Source organism: Rhodococcus sp. 2G (assembly GCF_001886355.1).
Taxonomy (GTDB): Bacteria; Actinomycetota; Actinomycetes; order Mycobacteriales; family Mycobacteriaceae; genus Rhodococcus; species Rhodococcus pyridinivorans.
On the sequence record NZ_CP018063.1, the window covers coordinates 82274 to 108525 of the forward strand.

Consider the following 26252-nt stretch of genomic DNA (forward strand, 5'->3'; position numbering starts at 1 on the left):
AACGAAAGGCACGCTTCATGGACCCGACCTACGCCGTGTTCTGCGGCATCGACGTGGGCAAAGGCGAACACCACGCCGTCGGACTCGACCCTTCGGGCACTCGACTGTTCGACAAAGCCCTGCCCAACGACGAAACCAAACTGCGGACTGTGTTCGACCGTCTCGCCGAACACGGCCCGGTACTGGTGATCGTCGACCAACCGAACACGATCGGCGCTCTGCCGGTCACCGTGGCCCGAGCCTGCGGCCACGCCGTGGCGTACCTGCCGGGATTGACGATGCGCCGCGTCGCCGACCTCTACCCGGGTCAGGCCAAAACCGACGCCCGAGATGCGTTCATCATCGCCGACACCGCCCGCACGATGCCGCACACGCTGCGCCGGGTCGATGTCGGTGACGAGGCCCTGGCCGAACTCGGGGTACTCGTCGGATTCGACGACGATCTCGCCGGTGAGGCCACCCGCATCAGCAACCGCATCCGCGGATTGCTCACCGGAATCCACCCCGCTCTCGAACGCGTCCTGGGCCCCAGGATCGCGCATCCGGCCGTGCTCGAAATCCTGTCGCGCTGCGGTGGACCGGTCGGTATCCGCAAGGCCGGCAAGCGCCGGCTCACCACACTCGCAACCAAGCACGCTCCGCGAATGGGCACCCGTCTCGCCGAGGAGATCCTCGCCGCCCTGGATGCGCAATCTGTGACGGTGCCGGGCAGTGCCGCCGCCGAGATCGTTCTGCCGAAACTTGCAGATTCTCTGAAAGAAGTTCTGCAGCAGCGCAAGAGCATTGCCGAGGATGTCGAGAGGATGCTCGACGACCACCCTCTTTCCCAGGTCCTGATGTCGATGCCCGGCGTCGGCATCAGGACTGCAGCCCGCGTCCTCCTCGAGGTCGGTGACGGTTCCGCGTTCGCGTCTGCGGCACACCTGGCGGCCTATGCCGGTATCGCCCCGGTGACTCATCGTTCCGGGTCGTCGATCCGTGGGGAGCACCCCGCCCGATCGGGCAACCGCAAGCTCAAACGGGCGTTGTTCCTGTCCGCATTCGCCGCGTTACACGATCCGACCAGCCGCGCCTACTACGACCGCAAACGCGCCGAGGGCAAGAAGCACAACGCCGCCCTGATCTGCCTTGCGCGGCGGCGCTGCGACGTCCTCTACGCCATGCTCAAGAACAAGACCTTCTACCGGTCCCCAATCGCAGAAGCAGCATGAGCACAGACCACGAGTTGGGGCTTGACCCGTTGTTAGCGCACTTGCTTCGCCAGATGGATCAGCGCATAGCCGCCCGGAGTCGGAGTGCGGTGCGTTTCCTGATACCCGAATCGGGAGTAGAGCCGCAGGTTGCCGAGGCTGCGCTCACCTGTGAACAACTGCAGATCAGTGATCTGCTCAGGTAGTCGCTCTTCCACCAGTTCGAGCAGTCGACTGCCCCGGCCCTGGCCTTGCATGTCCGGGGCCACGACCAGCCTTCCCAACTCGGCGGTATGAGGCTCCGTCGGAGAGAGATACACGCGCACGGCGGCGACGAGACGTTGGGAGTCATCGCGCAACCCGAACGCGAGCACGTCGGGCTGCGTCAGCTCACTCACCAACTCGTCGAGGGATTGCATCAACGGGGGAAGGTTCACGTCGTCGTGGGCCTGCGCCTCAGTCACATATGCAGCACGCTGCAACGTCAGCAGCTCACCCGCGTCCCCACCTGACAGTGTCACAACGGATTCCATGCATGTCGATTATTCCAGCCCCTACCGGACCGCACTTCAGTGGCATCCCCGGTCGGTTGACATCAACATAGGGACACCCCCCCGATCCTCGGTGCGCTCACCCGCTTCGCTCTCGGCGACGAGGTCGCCAACTGGCTCAATATTCCGCGCGAACCGGTCTGGGGCACACTGCTCGACGTCGCGTGGGGTCCGTTCATCGCGGTACGCGAAGGCCTGCTGCCGCTTCCGCTGGCGCCGGATGCCTACTGGACGTTCGACGAACTGCTGCGCCAGTTCGTCCTGCTGTACATGTCGGAACTGCGCCCGATCAGCATCGAGATCCCCGAATACAACAATCCCAACTATCCCTGACCCGTTCGGGGCGAGGGGCCGGCACAGTCGCTGTGCCGGCCCCTCGTGGTGTCGATTCAGTTCTGTGCCGTATCCGCCTTCAAGGAATCGATGGCGGCCTGCAGAGCGGTGGTGGCGTCGTCGGCGACCTCCGCGAGTCCCGGCTGATCGGCGACCTGCACCATCATCTGTGGGTTCATTGCGTCGACCACCACGGTGTCGGGATCCTCGGGGTCGGTGCGGACCACGACGTTGCAGGGGAGCAAGAGCCCGATCTGCCGATCGACCGTCACCGCCCGGTGGGCGAGCGGCGGATTGCACGCACCGAGGATCACGTAATCCTCCAGGTCCTCACCGAGCTTGGCCTTCAGGGTGGCCTTCATGTCGATCTCGGTGAGAATGCCGAATCCCTGCCCGGCCAGTGCCTTGCGGGTGCGTTCGACCGCATCGTCGAACGAGGTGTGGAGGGTGGTCGAGAGTGCGAGTGTCATGGGTGTCCTGCTTTCTCTCGGAAGGGGAGGTGTCAAGCCAGGGCGAGGAAGAGCTTCTCGAGTTCGGCCTCGGTCATCGGCTCCTTGCCGTCCTGGGCCGTCTCGGTGAGGCATTCCCGCAAACCGCTCGCCACAATCTTGAATCCGGCACGGTCCAGAGCGCGGGAGACCGCGGCGAGCTGGGTTACGACATCCTTACAGTCACGACCCTGTTCGATCATCGCGATCACTCCGCCGAGCTGACCCTGCGCGCGGCGCAGCCGGTTGAGTACCAGTGCGATGCTGTCTTCGTCGCCGACCATGGAGGCGTCCTTTCCTAGTTCTGTAGACCATTGTACCCCCGGGGGTATCTGGTCGGAGTGTGAGTTGTGCGACCGATCTTCACCTTGTCGACCACGAGTGTGACAGCTACGCCGTGCGGGTATGAGGGCGACGATTGCTGCGACGCCCTGCGCTGCCGTGGTGCTTCGGTCTGCGCAGTCGGAGGGAGAACAGCGCGTGAGTGAGTTCGTCACTTCGTCTCGTGATTCAGGGCTCGCTCGCTTGGTCGACAGTTCCGGGCGAGAGCACGTTCCCGAGCGACTGCGCATCGCTGCGACCTTGGCGGTTGTGGCGTCGGTGCACGTCCTGGGCTTCGGTCTGCTGGCGTGGGCCCAATGGACGTCGGCCGCCGACGCGGTGAGTGTGAGCGTCGCACTGACCGCATACGCGTTGGGGCTGCGGCATGCTCTCGACGCCGATCACATCACCGGTATCGACAACGCGACGCGCAAGTTTGTCGGCGAAGGCCGCCGGCCCATGAGCGTGGGCCTGGCGTTCAGCCTGGGGCATTCGACAGTGGTGTTCGTGGTGACGGTCCTGGTGGCAGCCGGGGTCGGCACCGCAACGCGGTTGTTGTCCGACGACGAACCGGCGACGGCGGTGCTGGCGACGGTCGGCGCGGTGGTCGCCGGAGGTTTCCTCGTCCTCATCGCCGCCGTCAACGCCGTGGCCTGGGTGCGCTTGCGCGCCCTGCATCGCGAGCGTGAGCCGGACGCCGTGGCCGTGGAGCAGGCGCTGTCGCGGACGGCGGCGGCACGGGTGTTGCAGGCGCCCCTGCGCAGGGTGCGTCATCCCCGGCACATCTACGTGATCGGCGTCCTGTTCGGTCTGGGGTTCGATACTGCGATGACCATCGGGGTCGTCGCCGTCGCGGTCGCGACGACCCTCCCGGCGCCTCGGTGTGGTTGGTGCTGGCACTACCTTTGTGTTTCGCCGCGGGGATGACACTGGTCGACGCGATCGACGGCATCGCAATGACCAAACTCTATTCCGGTGAGGGTCTGGCACCCGGAACGAAGATCTTCTTCACGTTGATCACCACGGGTGTGTCGGTCGTCGCCGCAGCCGTGCTGGGAACCATCATTCTGGTGTCCACGGCGCGCGAGGTGTTCGCCTTGACCGACCCGTGGACCGGGTGGATCGCGGCTCTGAACCTGGAGTACGTCGGCCTGGCGCTGGCGGCGACATTTGCCGTGCTGTGGATGGGGGCGGCGCTGATCACCCGGCAGCGTTACCGAACTGCCGGGTGATCCGTTGGCTGAGGGACCGTCTCAGCCGGTGAGTCCGAGTTCGCGAGCACGGTCGAATTCGTCGTTGACGAGAACGACGTTGCGTTCGGGTGCATCGATCATCGATGCCGCGATCGACGAGCGGTAGCCGGACGCGCAGTGCACCCAGACTTCCCCCTGGGGGACCTCGTCGAGACGATCGGCGAGTTCGTGCAGTGCGATGTTGACGGCGCCGTCGATGTGCGATTCGTCGAACTCGTTCGCCTGCCGCACATCGAGGACGGTGACCTGCTGCTCGTCGCGTCTGCGGGCGAGAGCGGGGAAATCGGCGACACGATAGGAACGCAGTTCGGTGCCGGCGACGAGGGTGTGGATCTCGCCCACTGCGGCACCTTCGAGATCGTCGATGCCGATGCGGACGAGTTCGCGACGCGCGTCGAGTACCTGCTCCTCGCTCTCTCCGATCAGGGTCAACGGCGCTCCCCAGGTGTAGAGCCAGCCCAGATAGGTTACGAACGAACCGGATAGTTCGAACCCGAGGGTGCCGCCGAGGTGTCCGGCGGCGAAAGCAGTGCGTTCGCGGAGGTCGACGACCCATTCGCCGGAATCGATCCTCCGGCGCAGCTCCTCCGGATCGACGCGCTCGGGCATCGACAGGTCCACCGGCGCAGGTCCGGCGCGGTTGATCACTCCCATATGGGCGTAATAGGCAGGGTAGGCGGCCAGCCCCGCGAGCAGTTCGTCGACGTATGCCTGTTCGTCCTGGGTCAGGGCCGGGTTCGACGTACGTTCGCGGCCGATGGTGGACTCGTCGCCGCTGGCGGGTGTGGCGGCGCAGAAACTGCCGAAGCCGTGCGTGGGGTACACCTTCGTCTCCGCAGGCAGTTCCTCGGCGAGGCGGCGCACCGAGTGGTACTGCGCGTGGGTGAGTTCGTCGGTGTGCTCCTCGCCGACGAGATCGGTCCGTCCGGTCGTGCCGAAGAGCATCGAACCGCCAGTGAACACTCCGACGGCAGTGTCGTCGGGATCGCGCAGCACATAGCTGACGTGATGATGCGTGTGGCCGGGAGTGTGCATGACCTGGAATCGGAATGCTCCGGCGTCGACGATGTCGCCGTCGACCACCGCGCGCCGCTGGTAGCCGAGATCGTCGCCGGCCGGAACGACGTATTCGGCGTTCACTGCCCTGGACAGTTCGAGACCGCCGGTGACGTAGTCGTTGTGGATGTGCGTTTCGAGCACGTGGGTGATGCGTACTCCGCGTTCGGCCGCCAGCTTCAGTACTCGGTCGATGTCGCGTTGCGGGTCCACCACGGCACCGATGTCGCCCGCGCTGATCAGGTAGCTGCGATCGCCGAGGCCGGAGGTTTCGATGATCGACACGTCCATCGGGGACTCCTTCATTCGGGGGATGTACGGGACGAATACCCGTACCCGTATGGGTGAAACGGTGGATGCGGTAGCGGTCACCGTAGGAAGATCGCGTCGACGAGCACGTAGGCGGCCACGGCGAACACCAGATAGGCGAACCAGCGTTGAAGCCGGTCGGTGTCGATGCGGGTCCCGAACTGCCCCGCGACGAGCGACCCGACGATCGCTGTGCCGGCGAAGGCGGCGGTGATCGCCCAGTCGATGCTCGTGCCGCTCAGATGCGAGATCAGACCCGCGGCGGAATTGGCGACGATGATCACCAGCGAGGTGCCCACGGCAACCGGCATCTCGATGCCGAGCATGAGGACGAGCGCAGGGATGATCAGAAATCCGCCGCCGACACCGAACAGGCCGGTGAGAAAGCCGACCGTGAGGCCGGCCGCGATCGACCGAGGAGCGCAACGGCGCCAGTTGATTCGGGATCCTTCGGTCGAGCACGCTGTTCCGGTATCGCCACGATCGGCGAGCATCCTCGCTCCTGCCAAGACCATCACCACCGCGAACCCGATCAGAAGAGCGCGTTCCGGAAGCAACCGTCCCACGGCGCTGCCCGCGAAGGTGGCCGGAATGCCGGTGGCGGCGAAGATACCTGCCAGACGCCACTCGACCTGGCGAGCGCGTACCTTCGGAAGCACCCCCACCGCCGACGCCACGCCGACGACGATCAGTGAGATCGGGATGGCCTGCGCCATGCTCAACCCCAGGCCGAAGACCAGAGCCGGGACCGCGAGGATCGATCCGCCTCCGCCGAGCAGGCCGAGCAGCACGCCGATGACGGCACCGAAGCCCAGCGCGAGCACCAACGTCATCTCGCTCCTTTCGGTCGCATCCTCTTTCAGTGGTACCCGGGTCGATGTTGACGCCGTTGCCGAATCACGCGGACTGCGACCGCGGCGAACGCGATGACAGCGACTGTCAGGAGTAGGCCGGGACCGTGCATGTCCGTGGCCCATTGTCCGAGTGCAACTTGCAGGTCGAGCTGCTCGTCGACGCCCATGAGGCCGGTGAGATTCGCGGTGCCGTCGGTGACGAGAAACAGCACGCCGATGCCGATGAACAGCAGACCCGAGATGAGGGAGGCGGTATGAGTTCGCAATGGAGCCTGCTGAGTCAGGAGCGCACCGACCAATCCGAGTCCGGCGCCCAGAGGCGCGAGCACCGAGGTCAATCCGGCATAGAAGAGTGCGGTGCGTGCTGCAAGACGTCCCGCGCCGTCGAAGGCATACGCGAAGAAGGAGGGCAGTAGCAGCGCCGAGCACGGACTGAGCAGGGAAAGCAGGTCGCCGAGCAGGGCGCCGAGCAGACCGATCTCGGTCACGGCGCCGACCCGGCTGCTGCCTCGATGACCTGCTCGAAGACCCCGAGCGGTTGTGCGCCCAGAATCGGGGTGCCGTTGATCACGAACGACGGTGTACTTGCCACGCCGATGGTGTTCGCCTCGAGCATGTCGGCGTAGATGTCCTGGTCCACGGACGGGTCGGCGGCCTGCCGGTCGAATCGGTCCTGGTCGGGCACTCCGGCCGCAGCTGCGAAGCTGCGCAGAGCCTCCGATGTCAGGTCGGGATGACCACGATCGGGGGAGGAGGCGTAGACGGCCGTACCGAACTCCCAGAACTTCCCCTGTGCGGCAGCGGCGTGGCCGGCAAGATCTTCGGCCATCGACTGCTCGCCGAAAATCGGCAGGTCGCGCCATTCGATGCGCAGAATTCCCTCGTCCACGTACTTGTCGATCAAGGCCGCTTCGACGTCCCGGCTGAACTTGGCACAGAACGGGCAGCGGTAGTCGGAGTACGCGACCATCACCACGGGAGCGTCCACCGCGCCGATCGCCAACGGGTCGCCGTCGATGCGTCGGGACATGTCTCCGACCGGTCCCACTCCTACCGTTCGGGCGAAGCCCGGCACGGTTCCACTCTACGGCCTGCACACCGTCGTCGACGGCGGCGTGCAGGCCGCTGGTGAAGAAGTTCGGCCCGATGCTCAGGCGGTGGGGCCGCGCCGGACCTCTCGGCCCGCGGACACCCACGCTCTCGTCCCGCCGGCAACGGATACCGCGGGCCGTCCGGCCGATTCGAGGATCTCGGCTCCGCGCTTGCTCCGGTTTCCGGATGCGCAGATGACGTAGACGGTCTCTCCCGGAGCTACCTCGCTCACACGGGCGGACAGTTCGGGGAGGGGGATCAATTGGGCGCCGGGAACGTGGCCCTGGATGTACTCGTAGTCCTCGCGGACATCGAGCACCGGAGCTCCGGACTCCCACGCCTGGATCAGAGCGGCAGTGTCGACTTCGTGCATGGTGAACTCCTCGGTTCGGGTCTGTCGAGAATGGGTGAGCACTTCCGAGTTCTCCGCTCAGCCCGCCGCCACGGCGGCGCGAGAGCGTCCTCCGAGTCGTTGCAGCGGGCAGTGCTCCCTGCGGTTGCAGGCATAGATAGCGCCGGCGGCAACGACGGTGAGTGCCGCCGCGGCGATGCCGACGCCGGGATGGATCTCCTGCGCGAGGATGACGGAGGACATGATCAGGACGAACCAGCCGAAGCTCTTGCGCAGGGTGTCCGGATCGACCAGTGAGGTCAGGCGGCCGCCGATGAGGCTGCCCACGACGGCGGCACCGGTGACCATCGCCGCCAGACGCCAGTCGATCTGCACTGTGGACAGGTAGCCGCCGAGTCCGGCGAAGGACTTCATGGCGATCACGATCAGCGAGGTACCGACCGCGACCGGCATCGGCAGACCACCGAGCAGCGCCAGAGCCGGGACGACGAGGAAGCCGCCGCCGGCGCCGACGAGGCCTGTGACCAGACCGACGACCACACCGTCGAGCAGGATCTTGCCCACGGGCATGGCCTGGTCGCCGTCGTCGGCCGCGGCCTTGTTCTTACGGCCGCGGAGCATGGCGATCGCTGTTGCGATCATCATTACGGCGAAGCCGAGCAGCAGGACGGTGCCGGGTATGAAGCGCGAGAGCAGACCCCCGCCGTAGGCGCCGACCATGCCGGCCAGACCGAACAGGATTCCGGTGCGCCACTGCACGCGGCCGGCGCGTGCATGGGAAATCGCGCCGACCGCGCTGGTGACACCCACGACCAGCAGCGAAGTGGCAATCGCTTCCTTTGCGTCCATACCTGCCACGTAAGCGAGCAGCGGGACGGTGAGAATCGAGCCCCCGCCACCGAGCAGTCCGAGGGTGACACCGACGAGGACTGCCAGAGCTACGGTCAACGCGATCATGATCAGTTCCTCTCGGCGCTTTCGGTATTCGACTGGACAAGCTGCGCGACGATGCTCTGGGCGTCGCACGAGGCGCCGCGGTTGTAGGGCAGCTTGGACAGCAGCATGCCCATTGCGCAGGTGTTCGACAGTGCGGCGAAGGTCAACCCACCGCCGATTCCGGCGGCGAGCCACTTGAGCTTCGGCACGGCGATGCTGCCGAGAACCGAGCTCAGCACGAGCGAACCGGCGACGAGCCGGACCTGGCGTTCGAGGTCCCAGCGTTCGGCGCCGCGGTTGACGGGCAGGCCGGCCGCTTCCCAGCCGAGCATGCCGCCCTCGAGGATGTGGAGGTTGAACAATCCTGCGTCGCGCAGGGTCTCTTCGGCTTGACCGGCACGCTGTCCGGAGCGACACACCAGGACGACGTTCTCGTCGAAATGAGCGCAGAACTCGTCGCGGTGCTCGCGCAACAGGTCCAGGGGGACGTTGTAGGCGCCGGGGATGTGCACGGACTCGAACTCGCCCGGAGTCCGGACGTCGATGATCCGCACGTTCTTGCCGGAGTCGATCGACTCGTGCAAGGAGTTCGGGTCGACGGTGACAGCGGGGGACTCGGTCATGGGGGGGCCTTTCGATCGGGGAATCGGATGGGGCTGATAAAAGTGCCCCAGGGGGTATTCTTCGACCATCGTACACATACCCCTGGGGGTATATGCAAGGAGCTTGTTGGGTGAGCTCAGGCGAGGCCGAGGAACAACTTCTCGAGTTCCTTCTCGGTGATGCGGTCGTCGCAGGCGGCGTCCTGTTCGTCGAGGATGCATCGGCGGAGCCGGTCCGAGATGATCTTGAATCCGGCGCGATGCAGCGCGTGGGATGTCGCTGCGAGCTGAATGACCACCTCGCGCAGATCGCGGTCGGTTTCGAGCATCGTGATAACCGCGGTGAGCTGGCCTTGTGCTCGGCGCAGGCGTCGCAGGGCGGCGGTATCGGCTTCCGGATTCTCCATCGGTAACTCCCTGCTCGATCCTGCGCTGCCGGGAAATCGGACCCGGATACCCCAGGGGGTACTTGACATACCCTAGGGGGTATATGCCACGATGTCTACATCACCGGAACATCACCCGGATCCAGCAACGGAGGAATCCATGATTCTCGAGCAGTACTACATCGAGTGCCTCTCCCACGCGTCCTACCTCATCGGTGACGAGAGCACGGGCAGGGCGGTCGTGGTCGACCCCCGCCGCGACATCACCGAATACCTCTCCGACGCAAAGAAGTACGGACTGACCATCGAAGGGGTGATCAACACCCACTTCCACGCGGACTTCGTCTCGGGTCACCTCGAACTGGTCGACGCCACGGGTGCGTGGATCGGATTCGGTGAAGCCGCCGAGACCGACTACCCGATCCGCCGGCTGCGCGACGGCGAGAAGCTGTCCCTCGGTGAGGTCGAACTCGAAATTCTCTCCACCCCGGGCCACACCTGGGAATCGATCTCGGTGCTGGTGCGCGAACACCCCGATGCCGTCCCGTCGGCGGTGCTCACCGGCGACTCGCTGTTCATCGGCGATGTCGGCCGCCCCGACCTGGTCAACCTCGGCGACGGATCCACCAGCGATCTGGCGCGAGCGATGTATCACACCGTGCACGAGAAGCTGCTGACCTTGCCCGACCAGGTCGTGGTCATGCCCGCTCACGGTGCCGGTTCGTCCTGCGGGAAGAACCTGTCGACCGAACTCACCTCGACCATCGGGGAGCAGCGCGCCACCAACCCGTCCGTGCAACCGATGAGCGAGGACGACTTCGTCGCCCTGGTCACCGAAGGGCAGCCGGCCGCCCCGTCGTACTTCTCGGTCGACGCCGCGATGAACAAGCGGATGCACCCGCTTCTGCTGCAGGACCGCACCATTCCCGAGCTGAGCCCCGAGCAGGTGAAGGCCGAACTCGAGGCCGGCACGCGTGTTCTCGATGCGAGAAGCGTCGACGATTTCGCCGCCGGGCATCTGCGCGGATCGGTCAACGTCGGGTTCGACGGGCGTTTCGCCGAGACCGGCGGCATGGTCGCCGAGGTCGGCGAGAAGATCGTGCTGATCACCTATCCCGGTGAGGAGCAGGACGCCGCGGTGCGCCTGGCGCGAATCGGATCCGACGGTGCCGCAGGTTATCTGAACGTCGATCGGGACGGGGTGTTCCCGGCGGAACTGGCCGATCTGGTCGAGACCGCATCCAGGACATCGGTCGACGAACTCGACCGGTTGCTCGCCGCCGACGCGGTCACCCTCGTCGACATCCGCAATCCCGGTGAGCGCGAGTTCGGAACCATTCCGGGTGCGATGCCGATCCCGCTGGCCCAGTTGCGTACCCGCTTGGACCAGGTCCCGTCCGGCAAGCCGATCGTCGTGCACTGTGCCGGTGGATGGCGTTCGAGCGTGGCGGCTTCGCTGCTGCGGGCCCAGGGCTTCGAGAACGTCACGGATCTGCTCGGCGGCTACAACGCGTGGGCCGAATCTCACGTCCCTGCCTAATCATTCCGGCCCGGAGAAAGGAACGGAAACGATGACGACGAAGAACCTCACGATGGCGGACTTCGAATCCACCATCGTCGGCAACGACATCGTTCTCGTCGACTTCTGGGCGTCGTGGTGCGGCCCGTGCCGTGCCTTCGCCCCGGTCTTCGACAAGTCGTCGCAGGCACACCCCGAGATCGTGCATGCCAAGGTCGACACCGAGGCCGAGCAGCAGCTCGCCGCCATGGCGAACATCCGCTCGATTCCGACGATCATGGCATTCCGAGAAGGTGTGCTCGTCTACTCACAGCCCGGCGCGTTGCCGGCACCGGCTCTCGAGGACCTGATCACCCGGATCGAGGCCCTCGACATGACCGAGATCCACGACCAGGTTGCCGGACAACGCGCAGCCTCCCGCTCCTGACCCTTCGCCGGGTCCGTAGCGCACTCTCATCGAGGAGGACTCTCATGTGTTACCCCGTCGCCTGCCCGAACTGCGCAAAGACCGGATGGGGCGGATGCGGACAGCATGTCGACGCCGTCATGCGTTCGGTGCCCGCCGCCGATCGCTGCACCTGCGGTCAGGACACCGTCCCGGCCCGCGCCGAGCGTCGAAGCGTGCGGTCGCTCTTCCGTCGCTGACCTCGGTCGCAACCATGGAGACGGCGTACGAACCGGAACCGGCCGTAGCCGTCGGCCCCGACCCGGAGGCCGGGACGTGAGCCCCAGGGCCACGCCCCGGCCTCCGGTGCTGGGTCTGCGGGCCAACGCCGCCCAGTTCACCCTGCTGGTGGCGGTCAACGCCCTGGTGGGAGGCATGGTCGGTCAGCAACAGACCGTTCTTCCGCTGCTTGCCGAGAACGAATTCGGGCTGAGCGGTTACACATTCATCTTCACCTACGTGGCAGCCTTCGGGATCACCAAGGCTGCCGCAAACTACTTCGCCGGGACCTTCTCCGACCGCTACGGGCGCAAACCGGTGCTGCTGGTGGGATGGTTGTTCGCCCTGCCGGTACCTCTCATGCTGATTCTCGCCACCGACTGGTGGTGGGTGGTAGCCGCGAACGTACTGTTGGGTATCAACCAGGGGCTCACCTGGTCGACGACCGTGGTGATGAAGATCGATCTGGTCGGTCCGGCCCGGCGCGGTCTGGCCATGGGACTCAACGAAGCTGCAGGTTACGGCGCTGTCGCGGTGACATCGCTGTTCGCCGGTTATCTGGCCGAGCATTTCGGTCTGCGCCCCGCACCCTTCCTGCTGGGGCTCGCGTACACCGCCCTGGCGTTGGTGTTGTCGGGTTTCTTCGTGAAGGAGACCCGGGATCACGCGTTGCTCGACGCCGGGCAACATGTGGCCCGCGCCGACGGAATCCACGATCACCTTCACGCCGACCTGACCGACCGTGAGATCGTGGTCCAGACCAGTCTTCGGGAACCCGCTCTGTCCTCGGCGAGTCAGGCGGGATTGGTCAACAACCTCAATTTCGGTCTCTCGTGGGGGTTGTTCCCCCTGTTGTTCGCCACCGCGGACCTCACCGTTGCACAGATCGGCCTGCTGTTCGCCCTTTATCCAGGAGTGTGGGGCGCGGGACAATTGGTCACCGGAGCCCTTTCGGACCGGATCGGCCGGAAGCACCTGATCACCGCGGGAATGGCCACGCAGGCGGTCGCCCTGGCGGTCATCGCGCTGAGCGACGCATTCGCGGGCTGGGCGACCGGCACCGTACTGCTGGGTGCGGGCACCGCCATGGTCTATCCCACCCTGCTGGCCGTGATCGGCGACGTCGCCCATCCGGTCTGGCGAGGCCGGGCCGTCGGCGTCTACCGCGTCTGGCGCGATCTGGGCTACGCGGTCGGGGCAGTCCTCGGCGGGATCGTCGCCGACCTGATGGGTCTGCACGCCGCGGTCGGAGTCGCTGCGGCCGTCAGCGCAACCTCCGCGCTGATCGTCGCTCTCCGGATGTACGAAACACACCGGCCGATGGACGCTGCTCGGTAGCAGTCAGGGCGAGCCGGGCACGTCCGATGACGAGTCGGCAGAGATCTCGGGCCCCGAACCGGTGGGGGCGGAGGCCGCGATACCGGCACGGTCGAGGGCGTCTTCGGTCAGTGAGCGACCCAGCGCGATCATGTCCGCAGCCTTGTGGAAGTCGAGGCTTCGACACGCGGTTCGTGGCACCTCGACGAGGATGTCGGGCGGATAGGCCGCCAACTGGAACCGGGACAGCGCCGACTGCATGATGTCGAGCGACCGGTTCATCACCGCGACGCGTCCGAACTTCGGGACGAGCGCATCGTCGGTGTCGACATCTCCGGCGTCCTCGGCAGCCACCTCCGGTGGCTCGTCGCTCGCCGCACCGGTCGAGAACCGGTTGACCACCGACCGCACGATGTCGGTGTCGAGCATCTGGTTGGCGCTGCGCCGGAAACGTGCCTTCCATTCCTCGATGGGACGTGCTTCCGAGCTTGCGTTCTCGGGTGAGTGCGCCGCGCCGTGTTCCTCCCCACCGAGACTGACCCCGATCGTGAGGTCGGCGGGCATGCCGACCGTCGGTGCGATCGGCAGAGGCGACAGGGTGCCGCCGTCGGTGAGGACACGGCCGTTGAGTATCACCGGCGTGATGACGCCGGGTATCGCGATGGACGCCCGGATCGCCGAGTGGACGGGACCTCGCTGGAACCAGACAGCGCGACCTGCGGCGAGATCGGTGGCGACCGCGGTGAAGGGAATCGGAAGTTCTTCGATCACCGCGTCGCCGAGGATCTCCCGCATCTTGGACAGGATCCGCTCCGCGCGGATCGCGCCGGGAGCCGAGACGGACAGGTCGAGCAGGCGCACGACATCCATCTGGGACAGGCCGGTGGCCCATTCGGTGTACGGGTCCATCGCGCCTGCCGCATAGACACCACCGACCAGCGCACCCATCGAAGCGCCTGAGACTCCGACGATTTCGAGACCGCGTTCCTCGATCGCCCGGATGGCGCCGATGTGGGCGTACCCGCGGGCGCCGCCACTGCCGAGGGCGAGCGCCACGCGTGTCCGTCCGGCCATGGGTCCGATGGTACGCAGCACCCTCGTCGATATCCGACGGGAACGCAGTCGTCGTGTCGCACACGGTGCCGGACTTCGGGAGGAATGTTCGGCGGTCGCACCGCACACTGGAACCCGTGGGGTGGATGGACGACATCGTGCCCGTACCTACCAGCGAAGGAGTCGCATGCGTTTCGGACTGTTCGTTCCTCAAGGTTGGCGCCTGGACCTCGTCGACATCGATCCCTCCGACCATTGGCGGGTGATGCGCGATCTCGCCGTCCGTGCCGACGCCGGGCCGTGGGAATCGATCTGGGTGTACGACCACTTCCACACCGTCCCTGCGCCCACCGATGAGGCCACCCACGAGGCATGGGGCCTCGTGTCGGCCTTCGCTGCCGTCACCGAGCGGGTGCGCATCGGCCAGATGTGCACCGCCATGGCCTACCGCAACCCCGCCTATCTCGCGAAGGTCGCCGCCACCGCCGACATCATCTCCGGTGGGCGCATCGAGATGGGGATCGGTGGCGGATGGTACGAGCACGAATGGCGTGCATACGGTTACGGTTTCCCGTCGGCGGGTGAGCGACTCCGCCGGCTCGACGAGGGCGTGCAGATCTTCCGCCAGGCCTGGACCACGGGTTCCGCGACACTCTCGGGCAGGCACTACACCGTCGACGGAGCCATCGTCCGTCCGCTTCCGCTGCAGGAGGGCGGCATTCCGCTGTGGATCGCCGGTGGCGGCGAGAAGGTGACCCTGAAGATCGCCGCGAAGTACGCGCAGTACACCAACTTCGACGGCACACCCGAAGGATTCGCGCGCAAGTCCGAGATCCTGCGCGAGCACTGCGCCGAGGTCGGCACCGACTTCGGCGCCATCGTGCGATCGGCCAACTACAACGTGGCGATCGGCCGCACCGAAGCCGAGGTGCAGGACCGGCTCGAGGCACTGCGGGCCCGTCTCGAACCGATCGTCGGAGCGGAGAAGGCCGACGGGGCGCTCGACGCCTTCCGGGGGATGCCCGCCGTCGGCACTCCCGAGCAGATCGTCGAGAACCTCACCGCACTGAAGAAGCAGGGGCTCGAGTACGCGATCTTCTACCTTCCCGAGGCCGCCTACGACACCTCGGGGCTGGAACTGCTCGAGAAGGAAGTGCTCCCGCACCTCGCGTGATCCCCACGGCCCCCGAGGGCCACAGCGCTGAGAACTACAGCGCCCGAGGACTACAGCGCCCGAGGACTACAGCGCTGAGAACTACAGGGGCCAGCCGTCCACGGGTCCGGGTGGGTCGTCGGCCGACAGTCCGGCGACCCACACGTCCCGCAGCACGCCCCGCTGGAGCAGGCCGTTGCGGGCAATGCCCTCGTACCGGAACCCGACCCGTCGCGCGACGAGCGCCGAGGCGTCGTTCCCGACGAATGCGCGCCAGGCGACCCGCGGGACGTTCATGCCGTCCTGCGCGAAGGCGAAGCCACATGCCAGTCGCACCGCGGCCGTCGCCGTACCCCGGCCTCGGGCCGTCGGTGCGATCCAGTAGCCGATCTCCGGATCGGCACTCTCACGCGGGACGAATCCGACCATGCCGCAGAACATCCCATCCGCGGAGCTTCGTACGGCCCAATCGGGGAAACCGTTCGCCCACTTGGCCGGAACGACGTCCTCGACGAAGTGCAGTGCGTCGGCCCGGGTGTAGGGGGAGGGCACGGTGGTCCACCGGGCGATCAGAGGATCCCGGCACGCCTCGGTGATGGCGTCGACGTCGGCCGGACCCGGTGGCGAGAGCACCACCGCACCGTCGGTCAGCGTGCGTACTTCCATGTCACCGCAGTCCTGTGTCACCGCAGCTCGGGCGGCAGTTCCTTGCTCGCCAGTTCGAGGCGACGCTCGTCGGTGGCGTCGACCTGGTCCACCATCTTCAGCTTGTCCTTCAGCACGCGCCACTCCACTTCGGGGATCTGCGCGACCGCGTCGGCGATGACCTTCTGATCACGGGTACCCCAGGCGATCGGCATGGGGCCGACCATCTGCCACACCCCCGAGTCGTTGCGGGTCGTGCGGTCGGAAAGGACCGCGGCACACGGCACGCGCTCACCGATCGCGATCCGGTGACCCGGCACCGCCTCCACGTTGCGGGTGACCAGGGCGAAGTGCCGGCCGGACGTCTCGGGTTTGGCGATGTCGACGAGCGCGAGCAGCGTCAGCCCGCGGGCACGCTCGGCGGCGACGACGGCCGGGACGAGAGGGCTGTCGCGGTAGAGCTGTTCGATGGTCCCCACCTTGCGCGGCGCCCACAGCGCCACCCACACCGACGTCGCGGCCGCGACCGCCAGCACGGCGGCGACGATGTACGCCCAGGCTTCGCCGAGCAGGAACAGACCCACCGCACCCGCGACGCACACCAGGCCGACGAATATCGCCGACCACCGCAGACGACGGACATCCGCGAGGGTCTGGTTCACGGCCTTGGCATGGGGCAGGTCCACAGGGAAGTCGAAGCGGCGCACGCCACCAGCTTATTGGAGCCCTTGGGCCGACCACTGTCGGCCTCCGGCGGCGAGCCCGACCACGACGGGCTCGAGCAGAATGCGCACAACGGCGCTTTCGCGCGCAACGGTGACTCGGTGAGGGACGTGGCCACACACTCTGCTGTAGCAGAGATCACACAACCCTCACGGCTTCGAGCCGGACCCCCACACCAGACCTCCGGTCGCGCCCGCGACCCGTGGTCGACGTGTGCCCGGACCGGCCCCGATCACGTCAGAAAGTGGGCACCGCCATGCTCGTCGTCCTCGGCTTCCTGATGGTCGCCACGTTCATGTACCTGATCATGTCGAAACGGGCCACCCCGGTCGTCGGCCTGATCCTGATCCCGGTCGCGTTCGGCCTGATCGCCGGAGCCGGCACCGACATCGGCGACATGATCGTCGACGGCGTCGAAAGTCTCGCCCCCACAGCGGCGCTGCTGTTCTTCGCGATCATCTTCTTCGGCATCATGATCGACGTCGGCCTGTTCGACCCCCTCGTGCGGCTCATCCTGCGGCTCGTGCGCGACGACCCGGCACGACTGGTGATCGGAACCGCTGTGCTGGCGATGGTCGTCTCCCTCGACGGGGACGGGTCCACGACGTTCATCATCACCACCTCCGCACTGTTGCCGCTCTACCTGAAACTGAAGGTCAGCCCGGTCGTCCTCACCGTCGTCGCGGGCCTGGCGAACGCCACGATGAACATCATCCCGTGGGGCGGGCCGACGGTCCGTGCAGCCAGCGCGCTCGGGTTGTCCCCGTCCGACGTGTTCGTCCCGATGATCCCGTCGCTCGTCGTCGGACTCGTGGTCGTGCTGGGCTTCGCTGCTCACCTGGGCTTCGTCGAACGTCGCCGTCTCGGAAAGCTCACGTGGAAGCCCGACCTGATGCCGCTCGGCGCTGGTCCGTCCGGAGTGGGTACGACGGTCGGAAAGGGCACCGATACGACCGACGGGGAGGTCGGTCGGTTGGCTGCCGGACTCGACCCCGACCGTCCGACCCTGCGTCCGCGTCTGCTGCCCTTCAACGCGATCCTCACGGTGGCGCTGCTCGTCGTCCTCGGCCTCGACATCCTGCCGATCCCCGTGCTGTTCATGATCGCCGCCGGTATCGCGCTGGCCGTGAATTTCCCTCGCGTCGTCGATCAGTCCGCCGCGATCGCACGCCATTCGTCGAGCATCGTGTCGGTCGTCGCGATGGTGTTCGCCGCCGCCGTCCTGACCGGCGTGTTCCAAGGCACCGGCATGGTCGAATCGATGGCGTTGTGGCTCACCGGCGTCGTCCCCGACGCACTCGGCCCGTTCCTCGCCGTCATCACCGGCCTGCTCAGCATCCCGATGACCTTCTTCATGACCAACGACGCCTTCTACTTCGGGGTGCTCCCGGTGCTGGCGGAGACGGCAGCGCAGTACGGCATCGAACCGGTCGAGATGGCGCGCGCATCGATCACCGGACAGCCCGTCCACATGCAGAGCCCGCTGGTCCCGGCGATTCTGCTGCTGGTGACCCTCGCCGGGGTGCCACTGGCCGACCATCACCGCAAGGTGCTGTGGCGCGCCGGAGTGGTGTCGGTCGTGATGCTCGTCGTCGGGGTGGTACTCGGGCAGATTCCGTTCGGATGAGATCGGCCCCGGGCCACACTGGACGGATGGGACGAACGGGAGCGACGCCGTGAAACTTCGCACCCAGGTACTTCTGCTCCAGTCCGCGGTGGTGGCGGTGGCACTCGGCATCGGATTCACGGTGTTCGCCACCACCACCGAGGACCGAGTCACCGACGAGCACGGTCAGCGGGCGCTCGCGATCGCACGGTCGGTGTCCGCGGACCCGACCGTGCGGGACGAGGTCGCACGCTATTCGGCCGCCGACGACGGGGTGGTTTCTCCGGACAACCCGGAACTCGCATCCGGTGCGGTGCAGGAGGCCGCCGAGGCCGTCCGCACCGCCACCGGAGCGTTGTTCGTCGTGGTCACCGACGACCAGGGACTCCGGCTCGCGCATCCCGATCCGGAGCAGCTCGGCCGCAGGGTGAGCACCGACCCCACCGAGGCACTCGCCGGACGGGAGGTCGTGACCAGCGAGTCGGGCACGCTCGGCGATTCGGTCCGGGCCAAGGTGCCGGTGAGCGATCCCGTCTCGGGCAGGGTGGTCGGGGAGGTGAGCGTCGGCATCGCCACCGACCGGGTGCGCGCCGACCTGCGCAGCGACCTCGCCGATGCCGTCCTGATCGCGCTCGCAGCACTCGTGTGCGGTGCTGTCGGGTCGTTGCTGCTCGCCAACCGCTGGAAGCGGCTCACTCTGGGACTCGAACCCGAGCAGCTCACCGAGCTGGTCCGCGAACAGGAGGTCGTGCTGCACGGGATCTCCGACGGGGTCGTCGGCACCGACGCCCGCGGCAACGTCACCGTCGTCAACGCCGAGGCGCGTCGTCTGCTCGATCTCGACGACGGAATCGGTCGCAGTGTCGACACCCTCGGAATGACCCCGCGGTTGCTCGACGTGCTGCGCTCCGCGGAGGGCATCCCGGTCGCGGCGACCACCGGCGACCGGGTCGTCGTCGCCGTCTCGCGGCGTGTGGTGCGCGACGGCCGGGATCTCGGCACGGTGATGTCGGTGCGGGACCGGACCGACATCGAGACGCTCACGCGCGAACTCGACGCGGTCAAGGCGATGAGTACGGCACTGCGGGCCCAACGGCACGAGTTCGCGAACCGGCTCCACCTGCTCGACGGACTGCTCCGCCGGGGGCATGCGGAGCAGGCGCTCGAGTACATCGAACAGATCCTCGGTTCGGGTCCGCTCGGTGAACAGCTCGAGGGCATCGACGCGATCACCGACCCGTACCTGCACGCCTTCCTCGTCGCGAAGGCCGCGCATGCGCGCGAGCAGGGAGTCACGCTCGTGCTCGGCGAGAACACGTGGGCGCACGCCACCGTGCGGGCACCCGTCGACGTCACGACGGTGCTCGGCAACCTGCTCGACAATGCGATCGAGGCGGCACGCACGAGCGGGCGCGCTCCGGCCGAGGTCGAGGTGGAACTGATGGAGGACGGTGCCGACCTGCACGTGAGTGTCGCGGACACCGGCGACGGCGTCGATCCCGCGCTGCCCGACGTCTTCGCCGAGGGCGCAACGACCCGCAGCGATCCGACGGTGCCCGGTGGCCGGGGAATGGGGCTGGCGCTGGCACGGCGCATCGCGCGGCTGCACGGCGGCGACGTCGTGCTGGCGGACCGTGGCGGGCAGCGCACGCCGGAGAATCCGACCGGGGGTGCGGTCTTCCTGGCGACGCTGCCCGGGATGCTCGACGAAAGGGACACGGGATGGGCGGAACGGATCTGAAGGTCCTCGTCGTCGACGACGACTTCCGGGTCGCCGAACTCCACGCCTCGGTGGTCTCGGGTGTGGCGGGATTCGAGGTCTGCGCGGTCGCCGGGAGCATCGCGGCGGCCCGGGACGCCGTTCGGGCGGGTCCCGTCGATCTCGCCCTCGTGGACGTGTACCTACCGGACGGCTCCGGGATCGACCTGATCCGGAGCCTCGAATGCGACAGTTTCGTGCTCGGTGCCGCCGGCGAGGGCACGACGGTGCGCGCGGCACTCACCGCCGGTGCGCTGGTGTATCTGGTCAAGCCGTTCGCAAGCACCGAACTGGCCCGGCGGCTGGCGGCCTACGCGCAGTACCGCAGGGTCGTCGCGGGGGAGGAGCTCACCCAGACCGAGATCGACACGGCGCTGGCCGCACTGCGGCCGGTGTTGCCGGCCGCCCGCCCGGCACCCTCGCGTTCGATGACCGAAGAGCTCGTGATGCAGGCGCTCCGGGAATCACCGGAACCGATGTCGGCTGGGGAGGTGGCCGTGACGATCGGGGTGTCGCGCGCGACCGCACAGCGCTATCTCGCGGCGCTCGTCGCGAAGAAACGCCTGCGGATGCAGTTGCGCTACGGCACCACCGGCCGTCCCGAACAGGAATACCGGCCGCAGTGACACGAAGTCCCTGTGACGCGTCGCGCAGGGACGCTCCGCGTCAGCCGATCTGAGGTCCGAGCAGGTCGTCGGCGTCGGTGATCCGGTACGCGTAACCCTGCTCGGCGAGGAACCGCTGGCGATGCGCGGCGTATTCGGCGTCGAGGGTGTCGCGCGAGACCACGGAGTAGAAGTGGGCCTGCCCGCCGTCGTGCTTCGGACGCAGCAGCCGCCCGAGACGCTGGGCCTCCTCCTGACGCGAGCCGAAGGTGCCCGACACCTGGATCGCGACCGAGGCCTCCGGCAGGTCGATGGAGAAGTTCGCGACCTTCGACACGACGAGCACCTTCAGCTCGCCCGACCGGAACCGGTCGAACAGCGCCTCGCGTTCCTTCGTCTTCGTCGAACCCTTGATGACCGGGGCGTCGAGCGCTTCACCGAGCTCGTCGAGCTGATCGATGTAGGCACCGATGATCAGTGTCGGGGCGTCCTGGTGCTGCTCGAGGATCGACTTCACGACCGGGATCTTGGTGCGCGCGGTCGAGCACAGCTTGTACCGTTCCTCGGGCTCGGCGACCGCGTACGCCATGCGCTCGGCGTCGGTGAGGGTCACGCGGACCTCCACGCAGTCGGCGGGGGCGATCCAGCCCTGGGCTTCGATGTCCTTCCACGGCGCGTCGAACCGCTTCGGGCCGATGAGCGAGAAGACGTCGCCTTCGCGTCCGTCCTCGCGCACGAGGGTCGCGGTGAGACCGAGGCGGCGGCGGGACTGCAGGTCGGCGGTCATACGGAAGACCGGCGCCGGCAGCAGGTGCACCTCGTCGTAGATCATCAGCCCCCAGTCGCGGGAGTCGAACAACTCGAGATTGCGGTATTCACCCTTCGACTTGCGGGTGATCACCTGGTAGGTGGCGATGGTGACCGGGCGGATCTCCTTCTTCTCGCCCGAGTACTCGCCGATCTCGTCCTCGGTGAGGGAGGTGCGGGCGATCAGCTCGCGCTTCCACTGGCGCCCGGCGACCGTGTTCGTCACGAGGATGAGCGTCGTCGCGCCGGCCTTCGCCATCGCGGCCGCGCCGACCATCGTCTTACCGGCACCGCACGGCAGCACCACGACACCCGAGCCGCCCGACCAGAACGAGTCGGCGGCCAGTTCCTGGTAGTCGCGCAGGTGCCAGGGGTTCGTCTCGAAGTCCAGCGAGATCGAATGGGCCTCGCCGTCGACGTACCCCGCGAGGTCCTCGGCCGGCCAGCCGATCTTCAGCAGCATCTGCTTGACGCGTCCGCGCTCGCTCGGATGCACGATCACGGTGTCGTCGTCGATGCGCGCACCGAGCATCGGGGCGATCTTCTTGTTTCTCAGGACCTCGGCGAGCACCGCCCGGTCGAGGCTGACCAGGGTCAGGCCGTGGGCGGGGTTCTTGACCAGCTGGAGGCGCCCGTAGCGGCTCATGGTGTCGACGATGTCGACGAGCAGCGCCTGCGGGACGGCGAACCGGGAATGCGAGACCAGCGCGTCGACGACCTGCTCGGCGTCGTGACCGGCGGCACGGGCGTTCCACAATGCCAGCGGCGTCACCCGGTAGGTGTGGATGTGCTCGGGGGCGCGTTCGAGCTCGGCGAACGGTGCGATCGCCTGCCGCGCCTCGTTCGCCCGGTCGTGATCGACCTCGAGGAGCACGGTCTTGTCGGACTGGACGATGAGCGGTCCGTCGGCCACGAGTGCCTCCTGTGGATGGAAAGTAGAACTTTCCCATTCTCCAGGTTCGGGCCGTACCGCGCCACCACGACGGTGTACGGCCGTGCGTTCCCCCGTGGCGGGAACGCACGGCCGACCGGTTTCACGGCGTACTCACCGTGCGAGCGACTGCCGCACCTCCATCACGCACACCAGCGCCTCGGAGATACCGGACCGGTAGCCGGCGTCTTTCTCGGAGGTGGGAGGTCTCGAATCCAGTTCCGATTCGAGTCGTTCCTGGATCTTGTCCAGGGCATGCAGCGTCCGCTTCATTCCAGTACCGATTTTCTCTTTTCTCAGGCCGGCTGTTTCATCGCGCCGGCACGCTCGTCGAGAACGAACACCCGTGCACGCGCCAAGGCGGCGCGATATCCGTGCCGCTGTGCGTCGGTGCCCGTTTCCCGACCGGACAATCCACTTATCTTGTCGTACAGCGCTTCGAGCGCTGCGATTTCGAGATCCATGGCCTGCAACCGGATTCAGCTCCGCTTCCGCTTACGAATGAACTCGCCGGCTTCGGCGGCCTTCTGCCGCTTCTCCTGACGACGTTCCTTCAGGGACTTCGCTGGCTTCTTCGAATTCTTGCCCTTGTCGGCCATTGTCACTCCATCTTCGATGAACAACCACTCGACAAGACCACACCATACGTCATTTCCCGGAAAAAGCCAGTCGCTCGAATTATTCTGTGCGCCATCCGAACACGGCGCTGAAATGTTCCGTACTCCGGTGTCCGGAGTTGATTTCACCGTGCGCTGATCCCTGTCCGGAAGTTCCGCGCGGCCGATACCGTCACCGGCGATGCTGTGCAGACAGAGGACGTCCACAGCCCGGGCGGACGGGGGAGAGCGATGGGCCGGACCGTGATCGCAGGCCGCAGTGCCTCGCGTCGCGAACACCGTGCGTGTCGTGTCGTCCACCGATCGCGGTTCCGTGGCTGTCCGCACTGTCGCTGTTCTCCGTACCGTGACCGCTGATTTCGGGACTGCGGTTTCCAGGACTGCTGTCCTCGCGGTCGGGCCCGCGCTCGGGTTCCCGCTCGTCTTCCGGTGGCGCACGTCGGCGTATTCGCGCGATGTCGCGCCCCTCACCTTCGCAAGGAGTTCTCATGATCGTGTCCTCACTCGTGCGCTCTCGAAGATCGCGCGCTCCGATCGTCGTCGCGGCCGCACTGAGCGTCGTGCTCACCGGGTGCGCCGGCGGTTCGACCGGGGGATTGTCCGCCGACGCCGAAATCCCCGAGGAGATTCCACCGGGGACGTCGTTGAGCATTGCCGTCAAGCCCACCCGTATCCAGCTCGAAGCGACCGGTCGTATCGACGAGTTGCCGTTCACGGTGTCGGACTGGCCCGACGTCTCGGCCGGTCCCGACGTCATCCAGGCGTTCCGCGGCGACGCCGTCGACCTCGCGGTCAATGCGGCGATTCCTCCCATCCAGGCCCGTGCCACCGGGCTCGACGCCAGGATCGTCGCCGTACGCGAGAAGGATTCGCCGCAGTACTCGCTCGCGACGGCACCCGGTACAGACATCGATTCGTTGGACGACCTGCGCGGCAGGAAGATCGCGTTGTCGCCGGGGCAGGCCCAGGGTGTCGTCGTGCTCCGGACGCTGAAGTCGGCCGGAATCGGTCTCGACGAGGTGGAATTCGTCGAACTACCGAGCACGCAGTTCCTCACGGCGCTCCAGGCGAAACAGGTCGACGTCGCACCGCTGGCGGAACCTACCCTCACGAAGTACCTGAACCAGTACGAAACCGAGGGCGCGCGAGGGGTGTTCACGCCCGAGGTCGACGCGTTGAGTGTTCTGTGGGCTCCGGTGTCCGTGCTCGAGGATCCTGCGAAGGTCGCGGCGATCAAGGAATTCATCCCGTTGTGGGCACAGGGTGACGTCTGGGCGTGGGAGAACCGGGACGAGTGGATCCGGAAGTACTACGTCGAGAGCGAGGGGGTGTCGTACGAGGACGGCAGGCGGATCGTCGAAACCGTCGGCCAGAAACCGGCATATCCCATCGACTGGGACTCCGCGATCGAATGGACGCAGGAGACCTCGGAACTGCTCGACGAGGCCGGATGGTTCGACGAGTTCGACGTCGAGCAGATCTTCGATCGCAGATTCGAAACTATTGCCGCGGATTCGGTTCCGCAGGAGTACCGGAAGGGGTCGGATTCGTGACCGGCACACTGACACGGCCGGTGGAGGTCGGCGCCCGCCCACCGGACCCCACCGATCAGCCACCGACGGAGGGGATCAGGCCGCTCCGGCGGCTCGGTCTCCGCAAGGCCGTCCCGTTCTCGCGCATGACCGGCGTGGTTCTGCTGCTCGTCGTGTGGGCGATCGGGTCGGGTGCCGGATGGATCGACGACCGCAAGCTCTCCGCTCCCTGGACAGTGGTGACCAGCGCGGTCGAACTCGTCGCGGAAGGAACTCTGCAACAACACATCCTGGCATCGTTGAGCCGTGCCGTGCTGGGCTTCGTGATCGGATGTGTCATCGGCACCGCGCTCGCGCTCGCATCCGGCCTGACGCGCACCGGTGAAGCACTGATCGACGGCCCCGTGCAGTTCAAGCGTGCGATCCCGACGCTGGGTCTCATCCCGCTGCTGATCCTGTGGCTCGGCATCGGCGAGACCTTCAAGATCACGGTGATCGCACTCGGGACGGTCGTGACCATCTACATCCAGACGCACAACGCTCTCACGGCCCTCGAACAGCGCTACGTCGAACTCGCCGAGGTCCTCGCTCTCACTCGCGCACAGTTCGTGTGGAAGGTGGTGCTGCGAGGAGCGCTGCCCGGATTCTTCCTCGGTCTGCGCCTGGCGGTGACCGGTGCGTGGCTCACCCTGATCGTGGTCGAGAGCATCAACGCCGTGAGCGGCCTGGGCAAGATGATGTTCAACGCCCAGAACTACGGTCAGCCGGACGTCATCCTCGTCGGATTGCTCGTCTACGGCATCTTCGGTCTGGCATCCGACGCCGGTCTCCGGTTGGTCGAGCGTCGGGCGCTCGCCTGGCGGAAGACGCTGGGCGGATGAGCGCCGTACGCATCCGCGGCCTGATCCGCGGCTTCGGCGACCGGAACGTGCTCGACGGGCTCGACCTCGAGATCCCCGACGGACAGTTCGTCGCCCTGCTCGGCAGGAGCGGATCCGGGAAGTCCACCCTGCTGCGTGCGCTCGCCGGCCTCGACTACGACGTGGAGATCCGGGGCGGCGCCCTCGCGGTACCGGAGAAGGTCTCCGTCGCCTTCCAGGACTCCCGCCTGCTGCCCTGGCTGCGCGTGCTCGACAACGTCACGCTCGGGCTCGACAGGCAGGGCAGGAACCGGGGATCCGAGATGCTGGCCGAGGTCGGCCTGGCCGGGCGCGAGGACGCCTGGCCGCTCGAACTCTCCGGCGGGGAGCAACAGCGTGTCGCGCTGGCCCGGGCCCTGGTGCGGGAGCCGCAGTTGCTGCTCGCCGACGAGCCGTTCGGCGCGCTCGACGCCCTGACCCGCATCAGGATGCACGGACTGCTCGACGATCTCGTCCGCGCGCACCGTCCCACCGTGCTGCTCGTGACTCACGACGTCGACGAGGCGATAGTGCTCGCCGACCGGATCGTCGTGCTGGACGAAGGGCGCCTCGCTGTCGACTGCCACGTGGATCTCGACAAGCCCCGTTCCATCACGGATCCCGGTTTCCGGGACATCCGTGAAGACCTCCTCACCGCCCTCGGTGTCATCACGCAACTGTGACGAAAGACCTTTCACG

32 protein-coding genes and 1 pseudogene are annotated in these 26252 nt (G+C 66.8%); 15 read left to right on the plus strand and 18 right to left on the minus strand.

The genetic code is table 11. The features are described from left to right. Nucleotides 1-17 precede the first annotated feature (17 nt). Complete coding sequence (locus BO226_RS00415; protein WP_064257581.1) at nt 18-1211, plus strand: IS110 family transposase; 1194 nt, start codon at nt 18-20, stop codon at nt 1209-1211. Nucleotides 1212-1243: 32 nt separating this feature from the next. On the opposite strand, the gene BO226_RS00420 is transcribed toward BO226_RS00415, so the two are convergent. Next, on the minus strand, nt 1244-1723 hold the full coding sequence (locus tag BO226_RS00420; RefSeq protein WP_064257580.1) for a GNAT family N-acetyltransferase: 480 nt from the start codon (nt 1721-1723) through the stop codon (nt 1244-1246). 84 nt (nt 1724-1807) lie between these two features. On the opposite strand from BO226_RS00420, the pseudogene BO226_RS27835 reads away from it, so the two are divergent. Beyond that, nucleotides 1808-2074 (plus strand): annotated as a pseudogene (locus tag BO226_RS27835) (oxygenase MpaB family protein); the annotation flags it as partial. 56 nt (nt 2075-2130) lie between these two features. Here BO226_RS27835 and BO226_RS00430 read toward each other — a convergent pair. After that, complete coding sequence (locus BO226_RS00430; RefSeq protein ID WP_039587618.1) at nt 2131-2544, minus strand: DUF302 domain-containing protein; 414 nt, start codon at nt 2542-2544, stop codon at nt 2131-2133. Between the two features lie 32 nt (nt 2545-2576). Continuing rightward, complete coding sequence (locus tag BO226_RS00435; protein WP_016695659.1) at nt 2577-2846, minus strand: metal-sensitive transcriptional regulator; 270 nt, start codon at nt 2844-2846, stop codon at nt 2577-2579. 196 nt (nt 2847-3042) lie between these two features. Here BO226_RS00435 and BO226_RS26520 point away from each other — a divergent pair, with 196 nt between their 5' ends. Both BO226_RS26520 and BO226_RS28355 read left to right on the plus strand, forming a co-directional pair. Then, nucleotides 3043-3810 (plus strand): HoxN/HupN/NixA family nickel/cobalt transporter, encoded by a 768-nt coding sequence (locus BO226_RS26520; RefSeq protein WP_198040593.1) that lies wholly within the window; start codon nt 3043-3045, stop codon nt 3808-3810. Further along, nucleotides 3807-4115 carry a HoxN/HupN/NixA family nickel/cobalt transporter gene (locus BO226_RS28355; protein ID WP_052227411.1) on the plus strand — a complete coding sequence of 103 codons (309 nt, stop codon included), beginning with the start codon at nt 3807-3809 and terminating at the stop codon, nt 4113-4115. Before BO226_RS26520 ends, BO226_RS28355 begins: the two co-directional genes overlap by 4 nt. Before the next feature lie 21 nt (nt 4116-4136). On the opposite strand, the gene BO226_RS00445 is transcribed toward BO226_RS28355, so the two are convergent. The 8 genes from BO226_RS00445 to BO226_RS00480 form a co-directional block, all read right to left on the minus strand. Beyond that, the gene (locus BO226_RS00445; protein WP_071934400.1) at nt 4137-5483 is read right to left on the minus strand and encodes an MBL fold metallo-hydrolase; all 1347 of its coding nucleotides are present in this window, start codon (nt 5481-5483) and stop codon (nt 4137-4139) included. 77 nt (nt 5484-5560) lie between these two features. Then, nucleotides 5561-6334, minus strand: a complete 774-nt coding sequence (locus BO226_RS00450; RefSeq protein WP_071934401.1) for a sulfite exporter TauE/SafE family protein — start codon at nt 6332-6334, stop codon at nt 5561-5563. Between the two features lie 26 nt (nt 6335-6360). After that, entirely contained in the window at nt 6361-6843 is a 483-nt protein-coding gene (locus BO226_RS00455) for a hypothetical protein (RefSeq protein ID WP_039587612.1), read from the minus strand. Continuing rightward, a complete protein-coding gene (locus BO226_RS00460; protein ID WP_083543719.1) occupies nt 6840-7385 on the minus strand; it encodes a DsbA family protein in 546 nt (181 codons plus the stop codon). Before BO226_RS00460 ends, BO226_RS00455 begins: the two co-directional genes overlap by 4 nt. 120 nt (nt 7386-7505) lie before the next feature. Then, a complete protein-coding gene (locus BO226_RS00465; protein ID WP_039587717.1) occupies nt 7506-7820 on the minus strand; it encodes a rhodanese-like domain-containing protein in 315 nt (104 codons plus the stop codon). 57 nt (nt 7821-7877) lie between these two features. Beyond that, nucleotides 7878-8756, minus strand: a complete 879-nt coding sequence (locus tag BO226_RS00470) for a sulfite exporter TauE/SafE family protein (RefSeq protein WP_039587610.1) — start codon at nt 8754-8756, stop codon at nt 7878-7880. A gap of 2 nt (nt 8757-8758) precedes the next feature. After that, the gene (locus tag BO226_RS00475) at nt 8759-9358 is read right to left on the minus strand and encodes a rhodanese-like domain-containing protein (RefSeq protein ID WP_039587607.1); all 600 of its coding nucleotides are present in this window, start codon (nt 9356-9358) and stop codon (nt 8759-8761) included. A 116-nt stretch (nt 9359-9474) separates the two neighbouring features. Next, nucleotides 9475-9744, minus strand: a complete 270-nt coding sequence (locus BO226_RS00480) for a metal-sensitive transcriptional regulator (protein ID WP_071934402.1) — start codon at nt 9742-9744, stop codon at nt 9475-9477. 139 nt (nt 9745-9883) lie between these two features. Here BO226_RS00480 and BO226_RS00485 point away from each other — a divergent pair, with 139 nt between their 5' ends. From BO226_RS00485 to BO226_RS00495, 4 genes are all read left to right on the plus strand, one after another. Next, a complete protein-coding gene (locus BO226_RS00485) occupies nt 9884-11263 on the plus strand; it encodes an MBL fold metallo-hydrolase (RefSeq protein ID WP_071934403.1) in 1380 nt (459 codons plus the stop codon). Nucleotides 11264-11294: 31 nt separating this feature from the next. Beyond that, nucleotides 11295-11669 (plus strand): thioredoxin, encoded by a 375-nt coding sequence (gene trxA / locus BO226_RS00490; protein ID WP_071934404.1) that lies wholly within the window; start codon nt 11295-11297, stop codon nt 11667-11669. A 44-nt stretch (nt 11670-11713) separates the two neighbouring features. Then, nucleotides 11714-11887 (plus strand): hypothetical protein, encoded by a 174-nt coding sequence (locus tag BO226_RS27550; protein ID WP_162836426.1) that lies wholly within the window; start codon nt 11714-11716, stop codon nt 11885-11887. A 76-nt stretch (nt 11888-11963) separates the two neighbouring features. Beyond that, nucleotides 11964-13244, plus strand: coding sequence for an MFS transporter (locus BO226_RS00495; protein WP_039587574.1), 1281 nt, complete (start codon nt 11964-11966; stop codon nt 13242-13244). Nucleotides 13245-13247: 3 nt separating this feature from the next. Here the strand turns inward: BO226_RS00495 and BO226_RS00500 are convergent, their stop codons facing one another. Next, the gene (locus BO226_RS00500; RefSeq protein WP_071936306.1) at nt 13248-14297 is read right to left on the minus strand and encodes a patatin-like phospholipase family protein; all 1050 of its coding nucleotides are present in this window, start codon (nt 14295-14297) and stop codon (nt 13248-13250) included. 166 nt (nt 14298-14463) lie between these two features. Between BO226_RS00500 and BO226_RS00505 the strand changes: the two genes are divergently transcribed. Then, on the plus strand, nt 14464-15450 hold the full coding sequence (locus BO226_RS00505) for an LLM class F420-dependent oxidoreductase (RefSeq protein ID WP_071934405.1): 987 nt from the start codon (nt 14464-14466) through the stop codon (nt 15448-15450). An 81-nt stretch (nt 15451-15531) separates the two neighbouring features. Here the strand turns inward: BO226_RS00505 and BO226_RS00510 are convergent, their stop codons facing one another. Further along, nucleotides 15532-16095: a GNAT family N-acetyltransferase gene (locus BO226_RS00510; protein ID WP_039587568.1), complete on the minus strand. Its 564-nt coding sequence runs from the start codon at nt 16093-16095 to the stop codon at nt 15532-15534. 17 nt (nt 16096-16112) lie between these two features. After that, the gene (locus BO226_RS00515; RefSeq protein WP_024103075.1) at nt 16113-16781 is read right to left on the minus strand and encodes a DUF3239 domain-containing protein; all 669 of its coding nucleotides are present in this window, start codon (nt 16779-16781) and stop codon (nt 16113-16115) included. A 272-nt stretch (nt 16782-17053) separates the two neighbouring features. Here BO226_RS00515 and BO226_RS00520 point away from each other — a divergent pair, with 272 nt between their 5' ends. The 3 genes from BO226_RS00520 to BO226_RS00530 are packed head-to-tail and all read left to right on the plus strand — an operon-like array spanning nt 17054 to nt 20788. Then, entirely contained in the window at nt 17054-18424 is a 1371-nt protein-coding gene (locus tag BO226_RS00520; protein WP_024103076.1) for a CitMHS family transporter, read from the plus strand. 49 nt (nt 18425-18473) lie between these two features. Next, nucleotides 18474-20144 (plus strand): ATP-binding protein, encoded by a 1671-nt coding sequence (locus BO226_RS00525; RefSeq protein WP_024103077.1) that lies wholly within the window; start codon nt 18474-18476, stop codon nt 20142-20144. Continuing rightward, nucleotides 20126-20788 carry a response regulator gene (locus tag BO226_RS00530; RefSeq protein ID WP_006551688.1) on the plus strand — a complete coding sequence of 221 codons (663 nt, stop codon included), beginning with the start codon at nt 20126-20128 and terminating at the stop codon, nt 20786-20788. The genes BO226_RS00525 and BO226_RS00530 overlap by 19 nt, the downstream gene beginning before the upstream one ends. 40 nt (nt 20789-20828) lie before the next feature. Here the strand turns inward: BO226_RS00530 and BO226_RS00535 are convergent, their stop codons facing one another. The 4 genes from BO226_RS00535 to BO226_RS27565 form a co-directional block, all read right to left on the minus strand. After that, the gene (locus BO226_RS00535; RefSeq protein ID WP_006551687.1) at nt 20829-22487 is read right to left on the minus strand and encodes a DNA repair helicase XPB; all 1659 of its coding nucleotides are present in this window, start codon (nt 22485-22487) and stop codon (nt 20829-20831) included. A gap of 132 nt (nt 22488-22619) precedes the next feature. Next, on the minus strand, nt 22620-22778 hold the full coding sequence (locus tag BO226_RS27555; RefSeq protein ID WP_019289943.1) for a hypothetical protein: 159 nt from the start codon (nt 22776-22778) through the stop codon (nt 22620-22622). A 23-nt stretch (nt 22779-22801) separates the two neighbouring features. After that, complete coding sequence (locus BO226_RS27560) at nt 22802-22969, minus strand: hypothetical protein (protein ID WP_019289942.1); 168 nt, start codon at nt 22967-22969, stop codon at nt 22802-22804. Between the two features lie 15 nt (nt 22970-22984). After that, nucleotides 22985-23422 (minus strand): hypothetical protein, encoded by a 438-nt coding sequence (locus BO226_RS27565; RefSeq protein WP_144376970.1) that lies wholly within the window; start codon nt 23420-23422, stop codon nt 22985-22987. A 188-nt stretch (nt 23423-23610) separates the two neighbouring features. Here BO226_RS27565 and BO226_RS00540 point away from each other — a divergent pair, with 188 nt between their 5' ends. The 3 genes from BO226_RS00540 to BO226_RS00550 are packed head-to-tail and all read left to right on the plus strand — an operon-like array spanning nt 23611 to nt 26236. After that, entirely contained in the window at nt 23611-24675 is a 1065-nt protein-coding gene (locus tag BO226_RS00540) for an ABC transporter substrate-binding protein (protein WP_071934406.1), read from the plus strand. After that, nucleotides 24672-25535 carry an ABC transporter permease gene (locus BO226_RS00545; RefSeq protein WP_024103079.1) on the plus strand — a complete coding sequence of 288 codons (864 nt, stop codon included), beginning with the start codon at nt 24672-24674 and terminating at the stop codon, nt 25533-25535. The genes BO226_RS00540 and BO226_RS00545 overlap by 4 nt, the downstream gene beginning before the upstream one ends. Further along, nucleotides 25511-26236: an ABC transporter ATP-binding protein gene (locus tag BO226_RS00550; RefSeq protein ID WP_071936307.1), complete on the plus strand. Its 726-nt coding sequence runs from the start codon at nt 25511-25513 to the stop codon at nt 26234-26236. The genes BO226_RS00545 and BO226_RS00550 overlap by 25 nt, the downstream gene beginning before the upstream one ends. Nucleotides 26237-26252: the final 16 nt, after the last annotated feature.